The following is a 12,606-nucleotide window of genomic DNA, read 5'->3' as shown; positions in this document are numbered from 1 at the left end:
AACCATGCAAATTTAGGAGGGGTTATGATGGGGAATTCAGTAGAGGAGAATATTATTGACCGGAGGACGGTATTAAATAAACATGCAGATCAAGAGTTAACGAGTCGTTTTTTACGACCTATTGACACGGCAAGCCTTTTGAAAAATTTTATGTGGCAGGAATTTGAGTTATCAAGAATGGGGTTTGGCTGGCTGCTTGGTGTTCCTGATTATGATAATAAATCTCGTTTAGGTAGATATGGTTATATACACAGTAAAAATTCAAAATGTTTATATGAAAGGGTAAAAGAATTGCCTGGTAATCTTAAAGAAAGTCAAGGGACACCCCCTTTAATTGAACATGTGTATGAAAGGTTGTCGTTAGCACCTTCAGATATTGCGTTTTATATTAGTTATGACTTTATATTGAAAAATCTAGATATGCAATATGCAAAGCTAAGAGATAAACTAGACCCAATTTTAGATGCACCCACGATAGACCAACTTAATATTGTATTTATGGAACGAAAAGAAATAAAAGAGTGGCTTCATCAGCAAATCCAATTTGCCCATATTGAGAATTCAGTGACTTTAGAAGAAAATGATAGGTGGCTGACTTATATAAAAGAGGTTTGGCAATTGTTTATGGAAGGGTTAAATGCTGATAAATTACCTACTCAAATAAATTGGCCTGAGCATCCTACTCAACAACCTGTAGGTCCTGCACCTGCAGAATCGGCATGGAATGCTGAAGAATTACCCATATACACCACACCTGAACACCCTGTCAAAAACTACTCTGATCCAGACATGTCGCCACTGCATGATAGTATCAAACAAATGCACTATATCAATGCTACAGAAATTGGAGCGGCACAAATGTTATGTTATTTATACTATGGAGTTAGGAAAATGCCGTTAGCGTTTTATTATGACTTGGCTCGTCATTTATGGGATGAAGTAAGACATAGTCAGATGGGCTTTCGTCGTTTAGAGCAAATGGGATATTCAACACAGCAATTTAAATTTCCAAGTGGTTCTCCGGGTAAAGATCTTGAGAAGCTTGCCAAAGAGTGGTTTCCCGATATGTATTGCAGATTAACAATGATCGGTGAACCGTGTTCCTTTATTAAAAAACGTAAAAGTGCAGAGAAGTTTTGGGAGTATGGGGATGATCTTTCCGCAATACATTGTGAGTTTGATATGGCAGATGAACGAATGCACGTCGACTACGGTAAAAAATGGGGTCCTGAGTTATACAAACAAATCAACGATCTTATTCAATCTGCAGAAATGGCGCAAAGAATGAAAATGAGACGATTAGAAGAGTTAGGTGCTGCAGCAACGAAAGAAGAAAGAGAGAAAATAGCGAAAAACTTCCCAGCATTTTGTGGATTTTCAACCATGGAGCTTAATTATGAAAAGTATTAAATAAATTTGTAAGGCAAAGACACTGCTTATGTGGTGTCTTTTCTTTTGGATTTTTTGGGGTATTGTTCTGGGCCCCGCAAAAGTACTCGATATACGCTACTATGATTATGCTTCACTTTTGTGGGTAACTTAGGGGGTATAAAATTATCCACTTAAATAGATAACAGTAACCTTTTACAATGAGAGGTAAATTAGAAGAGTTATAAAGGGGGCTAAGGGCATTGCAACAAAAACCGAATTACTGGAGAACAACATTAGATGACATTAAACAAACTTTAGATGAAGTGAGTCAAGGTACAATCAGTACTTTGGGTTATTCAGCAGGAAACAGATCCATTCAACTTGTAGAATATGGGGAAAAAGAAGATTTTTATCGCCAAGCGAACTATAACTCTGCTTGTGGTGCACAAAATGTAAAACATTATGCAGATAAATCAAAAGGTCAAAAACCTGTAATTCTTCTTATTGGAGGAATACATGGAGCAGAGTTTGAAGGTATTGCAGGGTTGATGAATTTAATGAATGTGATTGAAACAGGGAAAGACTATCGAGGGAAGCAATGGGACTTTATTTATGAAAATTGGAAGAAAGCCCGATTATTATTGATCCCATGCATGAATCCAGATGGAAGAGCGAGAGTTCCTGTAGATAGCTTAGTAGGAATGGAATATGAAACATTTAGATATTATTCACAGGGAACATGGAAAGATGGTTCTTTATGTGAATGGCCTCAATGTAAAGCTGTACATCCAATTAAGGAACACGTAGATTTCCTTGGTGGTTATTATAATGATGATGGTATCAACATGATGCACGACAATTTCTTCTTACCTATGGCAAAAGAAACGAAGATATTAATGTCACTAGTAGATCAGGAAGCACCTGATCTTGCTGTACAGCTCCACGGTGGCGGTAATTGTACAAATACATTTATGCCAATTCCTTATCTTCCTGAAAAAACAATGGATCAAATGATGCAATTTGATTTGCAATGGAATGAGGCTTGCGCTAATAGAGAGTTGAAATCTAAAAAAATGAAGGCATTCAATAATGAATCGGAACGATCACCTAGCTCTTTTAATTTAACCTCAGCCATCCACCATCTTTGTGGGGGAATAAGTATGACATATGAAACCAATCAAGGAATCAATTATGGAGACCATACTTTTGTTAGTAGGGGAGTTAATTTTGCAGACAATGTATACACGCATGAAGAGATTTTGGATCATCATCTAGTTTTATTTGAACAATGTCTTGCTTTTTATTTGGAATAATAACAAAAAAGGGGTAAAAAACTTTCATCTTAAAATCCTCTTTGAAACCCCTTACAATCTAAACATATCAAAAAAATGAACAAGAAGAGGGGAGTAATGATTTTGAAAAAAATAATAGTTGTGATGTCAGCGATAATTTTATTGTTGGGACTTGTTGCAGGCTGTGGCGCTGAAAATGAGAGTGGAGGTGCTTCAGAAAATAACACTACAACAGGTAGTGAATCTGGATCAGAAGGAACGACTAGTGACAGTGAATCACAAAAGCCTGAGGAAGTAACAATTAGAGCTGCTGTTTTCCCGGGAGATGAGGAAACTTTTAAAATAGCTTATGAAGATTTTAAAAAACAATACCCACACATCAATGTCGAGATCGATTCATTCCCAATAGACAAGTACTATGAAAAACTTAGACTTGAATTAGGTGGAGGGTCTGGATATGACGTATTTGCAGGCCAAATTGATTCTATGGTAGATTCCGACATGCTTCTACCTCTTGACGATTTAATAAACGAGAACAATACAGATGTATCAGGATACGGCACATTGTATGATTCTATGAGAGTTAACGGTGATGTAGTTGGATTACCATATCGTAAATCCAATTGGATGATGTTTTACAATAAAGATTTATTTGATGCAAAGGGTGTAGATTACCCTAGTGATGATATGACTTGGGATGATTTTCGTGAGTTAGCAAAACAAATGACCAGTGGGGAAGGTGTTGACAAAATTTATGGAGCCTATTTCCCACATTGGGCACAAGCCTGGTATTTGCCTGCAGTTCAAACTGGTGCAACCATTATCGATAAAGATTTAACACCGTTTAAAGATGCACTTCAGTATCGTATGGATTTAGAAAGTGATGGATCTATTATGTCATGGACAGAGTCTAAGTCTACTAAGACTAGTGGCGGTTCCTATTTCCAAAAGGGAACTTTGGCAATGAATATTTATGGAGATTGGTTAGTAGCTTCACTTCGTAAAGCGGAGGAAGAAGGAAAGCTTTCATTTGATTGGGATGTTGCACCCATTCCACATCCAGAAGATGTAGCTAAGAATACAAGTTTAGCATTGCCTGTAACGTTAATGATCAATAAAGAGACAGAACAACAGCAAGCAGCATTTGAATTTGTACAATTTATGACGGGTGAGCAAGGAGCTGAGCATTTTGCTTCATCTGGTATATTAACAGGTTATATGAGTGACAAAGTAAAAGAAGCTTATATTGGTGACGGTTCACAAAAACCTGAAAATATTCAATATTTCCTTGAAACGAAAGAATATTCAGAGTATCCGATGCTGCCAGGTGTAAGAAATGTCATCATTAAAACCATCTTTGTTCCAGAAGGTGAGCTAGCACTTATTGGCCAACAAACGATTGATGAAACGATAGAAATCATTACAGAACGTGTACAAGACGAATGGGCAGATGAGTTTGAAGGTCTATATAAATTAGGGAATTAGACAGTTTATATGGCAGCGGGCGCCAATTTCTTAGGTGCCCTCCTGCTGCTATAGAAGGGATTGAAAAGCATGGATCACACATTGAAAAAAACATCAAAACTGACAAAGAGAAATCGAATCATTGCGTACACTTTTTTGCTTCCTAATTTGCTCGGTTTTTTCGTATTCATTTTCTTTCCAGTCATTGCCTCGTTTTTTATGAGCTTCACTTCTTGGAATGGTTTTGGAAAGATCGAATTTGTAGGTTTAGAGAACTTTATTGACTTAGCTCAAGATAAAGGTTTCAGAATTTCATTTGTAAATACACTTTTGTTTACCTTGATCTCAGTACCCATTACGTTATTTTTGGCTATTGTGGTTGCTGTGTTGTTAAATAAGGGAGTTAAATTTATTAAAATATTTAGAACTGCTGTATTTTTACCTTATGTAACTGCACCAGTAGCTGTAGCTGTTGTATGGCAATTAATATTTAATCCTTCGATGGGTCCAATAAATGGTTTCTTATCAAGTGTTGGAATAGATAATCCTCCTGGGTGGTTATCCTCACCGGATTGGTCATTGATTTCTGTTTCTATTGTTTTTATATGGCACAACATTGGTTATTACATGATTATATATTTAGCTGGGTTACAGAATGTTCCAGATTCATTATACGAGGCAGCAGATATAGATGGTGCAGGACCTATCGTCAAATTTTTCAAAATAACGATACCTATGTTATCCCCTGTGATCTTTTTTACTAGCATCATTGCATTGATTCAATCTTTTAAAGTATTTGATTTTGTATATGTTTTAACTGAAGGTGGTCCAGGCAGATCAACCAATGTATTAGTGTATTCTATTGTCAATACTGCTTTTGAAAGATATGAATATGGATATGCTTCAGCAATGGCACTCATTTTATTCTTAGTCATACTCGTAATCTCATATATACAATTTCAAGGTCAAAAGAAGTGGGTAAATTATTAAGCCATCGTATGGTGACAGTAGGTACAGAGAGGAGATTGAATTATGGATTATGTGACTGAGAAAAATGCTGTGATAGAGAAAAATGTTAAAAAGTCGAGACTAAAATTCAATATGAATAAAGTTACTAGATATCTTATTATCGTTGGTTTATCAGCAATTTGTGTTTTACCCTTTCTTTGGATGTTATCTGCATCTTTAAAAGCAGAGTCTGAAATTTTTGGATTTCCTATTCAATGGATTCCAGAAGTATTTTATTGGAGTAATTATGTTGAAGTTTGGACTAGAGTACCCTTTCATGTATTTTATTTGAATTCCTTTAAAATTGCACTTATATCAACCGTATTGCTTCTGTTTACAAGTTCATTAGGTGGTTATGCCTTTGCAAAAATAAAGTTTCCTGAACGAGATAAAATCTTTTTCTTATATGTGGCCACAATGATGGTTCCGTTTCAGGTCATGATGATTCCGCAATACATGTTGATGAGTAAGATTGGATTAGTAGATTCACATTGGCCTATTATTATTATCAATTCATTCAGTGCATTTGGAGTGTTTTTGTTCCGTCAGTTTTTTGTATCTATTCCAGATGAGTTATTGGAGGCAGCTAGGATTGATGGTTTAAGTGAATTTGGTATCTATTTCAGAATTATTTTGCCATTATCTAAGCCAGCTATTGCAACTTTGATTATTTTTCAATTCATGCATGCATGGAATGACTTTTTAGCACCACTCATTTATATTACTTCAGAAGAATTATATACCTTAACACTTGGGATGCAATTTTTTGTTTATGAATTTGATACAGAATACAGCTTGCTTATGGCGGCTGCCGTATCGGCCATTATCCCAACGATTATTGTGTACTTCTTAGCACAAGAACAGTTTATAAAAGGAGTATCTAATACGGGTGTTAAGGGTTAGCAGCTAGTCGATCTAAATAAATGAAAGAGATTATTAATATCCCTCTAAAGGAGAGAATCCCCCTACTTCTTTAAAGGGATATTCATCGTTAGTACATGTTTAATCTATTGTCTATGGATTTCCTATGTATTTGTGATGGAAAACATTTCACATGTCTTTATTCACATGTATAAGATATGATGTTTTTACACTTCCTTTTTAAGGGGTAATATTTTTCCCCCTTTTTCCCTTTCATAAAAGCACTTACAATAAATGCACGATAAGAATAATAGAAAAATAAAACTATGAAAGAGAGGGATTTGGATTGAAAAAAATGTAAGCGCTTTCTATAATGACATTATTTAGAAATATTAGTAAGTATCCAGTTATATTCTCTTTAACAATGATATATCTATTCCATGATTTGAAACTTACGTGAATCAAGTTGTCCATTATTCTAGATTAACATTCAGAAAAGAGGGGTGTTTATGAAACAAACTAGTTTGAAAAAAATAATTTCACAAATACTTATTATCACTTTAATGTTAAGTTTTATTCCAGTAAACGATGCTCAAAATTCAAATGTTGCAGCTAACACAAATTTAATCAACAATGCTGGATTTGAAGTAACTGAGAATGCAGATGGTTTGTGGGGAAATAACAGAGCATCCGATTGGATTGCAGTGGAAGGGGGCAATTCACAGACAACAGCTGTGTATGATGTGGTCAATAACGAGGGCAGAATGGCAACAAACGCACTGAAGTTATCTAATCCTGATCCAGTATTGTCATCGTATGCTGTTGTTTATCAAAATAATGATGCAAAAGAATCAGCAAAATATGAAGTAAGGGCATGGATGAAAACAGATCATGTAGTTGGAGATGGAGCGTTTATTAGAACACAATTTCTAGATTCATCTTCAAAAAAAGTAGTAGGTTCTGTAAATTATTCCATTGATAAAGTAAAAGGAACCAGTGATTGGACTGAATATTCTTTTGAGATTCAAACCCCACCAAGTACAGCAAAGATCAAATTAGAATTAATTTTTGATGATAGCGCAGGGACGGTATGGTTTGATGATGTTGAAATTGTAGAGATCGTTTGGAATCCAATAACGAACCTTCAGTTTACTAAGAATTCCATAGATATGAACGTTGGCGAATCCTTCTCTCTTTCTTCTTTATTGGGAATCAATCCGGTAGATACAACCGAAAATGTGAACTGGGAGGCTGAAGTAAATAAGGACGCTGCAATTGTAAATGGAAATGGCGAAGTTACAGCAATAAAAGCAGGTAGTATAGTGATTACAGCAAGCAATGAGGCAGGTACTATTTCTGCTAGTATTGATGTAAATGTAATTGGGAACGGGACAAATAGTTTAATACGAAATGGAGGGTTTGAAGTAACTGAGAATGCAGATGGTTTGTGGGGAAATAATAGAGCATCCGATTGGATTGCAGTGGAGGGAGGCAATTCACAGACAACGGCAGTGTACGATGTGGTGAACAGTGAGGGTAGAATGGCAACAAATGCACTGAAGTTATCTAATCCTGATCCGGTATTGTCATCCTATGCTGTTGTTTATCAAAATAATAATGCAAAAGAATTAGCTAAATATGAAGTAAAGGCATGGATGAAAACGGATCATGTGGTTGGAGATGGAGCGTATATCAGAACACAATATCTAGATTCAAATTCAAGAAAAGTAGTAGGTTCTGTAAATCATTCCATTGATAAAGTGAAAGGAACCAGTGATTGGACTGAATATTCCTTTGAGATTCAAACCCCACCAGATACATCAAAAATCAAATTGGAATTGATTTTTGATGATAGCGCAGGGACGGTCTGGTTTGATGATGTTGAAATTGTAGAGATTCCGATAATAGCTATTCAAGATATTAATATTGTACAAACAGATATAGAGATGCTTGAGTATGATGTTATTTCACTGGAAAAGCAAATCCAGCCTTTAGATTCAAACGAGGCAATCATTTGGACTTCATCTGATGAATCTGTAGTTACTGTGGATGAAGCAGGTATTGTAAGAGCGGTTAGTTTAGGAGATGCAACGATTACAGCCTCCAATGTCAATGGGGATATACAAGATACAGTTCGGATTACGGTCATAGAAAACTTAAATCATGTAGCAAATTCAGGATTTGAACAAATTGGAGGTGGGACAGGTCAGTGGTCCGATGGTGGGGCAGCAGGTTGGGAAGCATGGGTCAGTACATCCAATACCTTGTCTGATCCAAGCATAAAAATAGTAGAAGGGATGTTCTATTCAGGAAGCCGTGCATTAGAGATATCTTCCAATACAGCTGATCCTAATGATATAGAACAAGTTCAAGTGATTGTGAATCAACATGCATTAGGTATAAATGAGAATGAAACCTATCGTTTAAGCACGTGGATAAAAACAGAGGATGTCTCTGGAAAAGGTGCGAAATTCCGTGTTCAATTCAAAGATGGAGCAGGTACAAAAATTGTTGATTCTGAAACTCCATATAGCTTAGGTGTTGCTGGAACAACGGATTGGCAAAATTACAGTTTAATTTTAAATCCACCTGTTGGAACGGAGCAAATGAAAGTTGAATTGTTTTTAGATACTGGAGCTGGAACGGTTTGGTTCGATGATGTATTACTTGAGGGTGATTGGATTTCAATTGAAGAATTGCAAATCATAGAGGAAGAATTGACAATATTAGTGCAAGAATCAAAACCGATTGATTTCAATGTGATTCCAGAAACTCCAACAGAAAAAATCATTTGGGTTTCCTCTGATAATACTGTGGCAACAGTGGATGAAAATGGATTCGTGACAGGTACAGGAGTAGGTAAAGTGATCATCACTGCTTATGGAGAAACTTCAAAGGCATATGATTCAGTTATTGTTCATGTTACTGAAAATCCTGATGTTAATCCTATTGATATCCAATCTTTAGCATTAGACTCACAAATACATTTGTTTGAAGGTCGATATCATTTGTTGAATCCAACGTTTGCGCCTGATGGAGCCGATACTTCTTCATTGGTTTGGAGTTCATCGAATTCTAATATAGCAACTGTAGAAAAGGGGTTAATTAAAGCAATTCAACCAGGGGAAGTAGAAATCACCGTTGAAACAGAAGATGGAAGGCTTCGTGCAGTTAGCACAGTTACGATTGATGCCTATGAATGGGATGAATTTGATGATTTGCGTGTTAAATTGGAAGAACAATTGCTGCAAAGAACGATTTTAGATATCCATGATCCTAGAATGGAAGATTTGTTTCACGAAATCATATCTGCTGGAGTGTCAAATTGGGAATCCATAAACAAAAATGATGATACACAATTTTTATGGCTATATGACGACCATGATCTTTCATTAGCGGCAGACATCACAAACAGCTATTCAAGATTGTCAACGATGGCTAAAATTTTTGTTTATGAAGATTCCCCTTATTATCAAGATGAACGATTATTAGGGGACCTCATATCTGCTTTAGAATGGATGTATGAAAATAAATACAACGAAAACACCTCTGAAATAGGTAATTATTGGAATTATGAAAGGGGTGCAGTTAAGCATTTAGTTCCGATTCTTGTCTTACTACATGACTACTTAAATCAAGAACAAATGGATAAATATATAGCAACTATAGACAAATTTGCACCCAATACAATTCAGTATAATTATCCTCATCCAGATGGCCCGCTTGATTCAACTTTAGCAAATTCAATTTCGAATAGTGTAGCGTTGATTGGTGCAGGGAGTATAGAAAAAAATGCTGGAAAAATAGCTGGAGTTAGAAATGCGATTATTGATCGTATTGAATATGCAGACGATGTACCTAATGAGACTAACGGATTCTATAAGGATGGTTCTTATGTATTTCATAATAATATAGCATACACCGGGACGTATGGTATGGAAATCATTCGAAATCTTCCTGATATTTTAAGTTTACTGAATGATACTTCGTGGGATGCGGCCAGTCCAGAAATTGATATGATTTATGATGCTGTTCTCAATTCTTTTGAACCGTTAATGTATAAAGGTGCCATGATGGATATGGTGAGAGGGCGATCCATTGCTAAAAGTGAATTGCAAGATCATGATTCTGGTTTTTATTTAACGAATGCACTTACTCGTTATGCAGAGTTCGTTCCTGCTCCGTATGCAGAACAATTTAAAAGCTTGGCAAAATATTGGATTGAACAGGACACCTATTTAAACTATGAACAAAACCTTTCTAGTTTTAGCGACTTTTATTTATATGACGCTTTAATAGCGGATGAGAATGTCCAACCCCGTGGAGAACTGAGCTTGCATAAAACTTTTTCTGCAATGGATAGAGTTGTTAACCATAAGACAGGATATGCCTTTGGAATCAGTATGTATTCTGATCGAATTCAAAACTATGAAGAGAATAATGGAAATAATTTAAAAGGATGGCATACAGGTTCAGGGATGACCTATTTATATAACGATGATTTAGGTCACTATAGCGATGGATTTTGGCCGACCGTGGATCCATATCGAATACCAGGTACAACGATAGATACTCAGACCATGCAAGATGAAGAGGGCAAGGATACATCTACAGAAACTTGGGTAGGTGGCGTGACTTTCCAAGACTTATACGGAACAGCTGGAATGTCATATGATGCATGGGAAAGTTCACTAACAGCGAAAAAATCTTGGTTTATGTTTGATGATGAGATCGTAGCTGTTGGAGCGGGAATTACGAGTGGAGAAACTACCCCAGTTGAAACCATCGTTGAAAATCGTAAAATTCGTGATGATGGAACGAACCAAATTGTCATCAATGGTCAAGTGCAGCCAGAACAATTAGGTTGGGAGCAAACTGTAGACCAAGTAGAGTGGGTGCATTTAGAAGGGAATGTAGAAGGTTCAGCTATTGGCTATTATTTTCCAGATCCGTCTACTGTACAAGTGAAAAAAGAAGAGAGGACAGGAAGTTGGAGGGATATCAATGAAGCGGAGTCAGATGATCCAGTGACTAGATCCTACATGACGATGTGGTTTGATCATGGTGTACAACCTCAGGAGGATAAGTATGCATATGTCTTGTTGCCGAATTATTCAGCAGAAGCAGTAGAAACCTACACAGCTAATCCAGATATTGAAATTTTACGAAATGATGAGACTGTACAAGCGGTTCAGAGTCATTCGTTAGGTATCCTAGGAGCGAACTTCTGGAATAATGAGCAGCAAACAGTAGGAGACTTGACCGTTTATCAGCAAGCTTCAGTGATGATGCAAACGTCAAATGGGGAACTTGAAATTTCTATTTCTGACCCCACTCAGCAAGGAAATATCATTGAGATAGAATTAAATCAAAAAGCTTTACAGCTTGTAGAAGCACATAACAATATCACAGTCCAACAATTTGAACCCTTTATTAAACTCATAGTGGATGTAACAGATGCAGCAGGTCAAAGTTTTACAGCGAAGTTTAAGCTAGAAGCAAGTGAGCTAAGTGGTTTAAGTGGAGTAATGGATGAGGCTGAACAGCTGTTGCTTAGTCACGAAGTTGGTACTGGGGTTGGAGATATCTCCGCCCCTGACCATGGACTTTTGCAAACGGAGTTGGATAACGCTCGGATCATTTTCAATGATGCAGCCAATCAACCACAAGAGGCCATAAATGAAGCAGAAGCTAATCTTCGTTCAGCTATTGAGATTTTTAAAGAAAGCATCATTCAAGCTGCCAATGACATAAGTGAATTAATTTCAATCATAGATGAAACACAACAATTTCATGATCAGGCGGAAGAAGGGAATGCTGTAGGGCAATACCCTAACGGTAGTAAGGAGATTTTGCAAAATGTGATCTATGCAGCTCAGATCCTGCTAGATGACGCAGCGAATCAGACACAAGCTGCTGTTGATCGATCTGTTGAAACATTACAAGAAGCTTTGGATGAATTTAAAGCTTCTGTAAAAGAGCCTAACAACGTTCAGTTTAAACCTAAGGTTAAAAAAGGTGAACGAAAAGGAACTACAAGAGTTGAAGCTGAAATAGATGAAAGTAAATATCGTTTAGTGATAGAGATTGATTACGAAAAAGATGAGACAAGCAGTGAGATGGATCCAGACGTTTTACCTGCTGCTGGAGAAGGAGTCATTGATCCATACACAATAGGAGAAGATATCGTTATTTCTGCTTATGATAAAAATAATACCTATCTTAACGTTTATTTAGTAGATGAAGATAATCAAGTAGTAGATTACAAACAGCTTAAACTAACGAATGGAAAAATAAAGTGAGTTTTATGTGAAATTTGATTGAATGAATATACTAGGACTGTTCATGTAGGGTTCATTGCCAAAAGGACTAGTCCTAGTTTCTTATTTAGAATGGAAATCATTTTGTATTTCTTTATGATCCTTTCTAAGATATGATGTTTTAACACTCCCTATTGTAAATAGGGGGTAATATTTTTTCCCCTTCTACCCTTTTATGAAAGCACTTACAATAGATACACGCTAAGAAATAGATTAATAATAAGAAAGGGGGAGAGATTAAATTAAGAAAAAATGTAAGCGTTTTCTAAAAGATTATATAATATAAAAAT

At 36.2% G+C, this 12,606-nt stretch carries 6 protein-coding genes; all 6 read left to right on the top strand.

Annotated elements, in window-relative coordinates:
- Positions 1-27 precede the first annotated feature (27 nt).
- The 6 genes from Q5Y73_RS11795 (at position 28) to Q5Y73_RS11770 (ending at position 12,298) form a co-directional block, all read left to right on the top strand.
- The gene (locus Q5Y73_RS11795) at positions 28-1,410 is read left to right on the top strand and encodes a DUF455 family protein (protein ID WP_305992097.1); all 1,383 of its coding nucleotides are present in this window, start codon (positions 28-30) and stop codon (positions 1,408-1,410) included.
- A gap of 221 nt (positions 1,411-1,631) precedes the next feature.
- Positions 1,632-2,684, top strand: a complete 1,053-nt coding sequence (locus Q5Y73_RS11790) for a M14 family zinc carboxypeptidase (RefSeq protein ID WP_305992096.1) — start codon at positions 1,632-1,634, stop codon at positions 2,682-2,684.
- Positions 2,685-2,780: 96 nt separating this feature from the next.
- Positions 2,781-4,148 (top strand): ABC transporter substrate-binding protein, encoded by a 1,368-nt coding sequence (locus tag Q5Y73_RS11785; RefSeq protein ID WP_371320196.1) that lies wholly within the window; start codon positions 2,781-2,783, stop codon positions 4,146-4,148.
- Positions 4,149-4,217: 69 nt separating this feature from the next.
- Entirely contained in the window at positions 4,218-5,117 is a 900-nt protein-coding gene (locus Q5Y73_RS11780) for a carbohydrate ABC transporter permease (RefSeq protein ID WP_305992094.1), read from the top strand.
- 42 nt (positions 5,118-5,159) lie between these two features.
- Positions 5,160-6,038, top strand: a complete 879-nt coding sequence (locus Q5Y73_RS11775) for a carbohydrate ABC transporter permease (protein WP_305992093.1) — start codon at positions 5,160-5,162, stop codon at positions 6,036-6,038.
- Between the two features lie 467 nt (positions 6,039-6,505).
- A complete protein-coding gene (locus Q5Y73_RS11770; protein ID WP_305992092.1) occupies positions 6,506-12,298 on the top strand; it encodes a polysaccharide lyase family 8 super-sandwich domain-containing protein in 5,793 nt (1,930 codons plus the stop codon).
- Positions 12,299-12,606 lie beyond the last annotated feature (308 nt).

The sequence above is a fragment of the Chengkuizengella axinellae genome, assembly GCF_030730905.1.
GTDB classification, from domain to species: domain Bacteria; phylum Bacillota; class Bacilli; order Paenibacillales; family KCTC-33759; genus Chengkuizengella; species Chengkuizengella axinellae.
Note: the sequence above shows the minus strand (reverse complement) of the source record. Positions and strands in the feature narration are given on the sequence as shown.

Coding starts and splice junctions, on each gene's coding strand:
- Q5Y73_RS11795 (WP_305992097.1), top strand. CDS start 28: ATGGGGAATTCAGTAGAGGAGAATATTATTGACCGGAGGACGGTATTA.
- Q5Y73_RS11785 (WP_371320196.1), top strand. CDS start 2,781: ATGATTTTGAAAAAAATAATAGTTGTGATGTCAGCGATAATTTTATTG.
- Q5Y73_RS11780 (WP_305992094.1), top strand. CDS start 4,218: ATGGATCACACATTGAAAAAAACATCAAAACTGACAAAGAGAAATCGA.
- Q5Y73_RS11775 (WP_305992093.1), top strand. CDS start 5,160: ATGGATTATGTGACTGAGAAAAATGCTGTGATAGAGAAAAATGTTAAA.
- Q5Y73_RS11770 (WP_305992092.1), top strand. CDS start 6,506: ATGAAACAAACTAGTTTGAAAAAAATAATTTCACAAATACTTATTATC.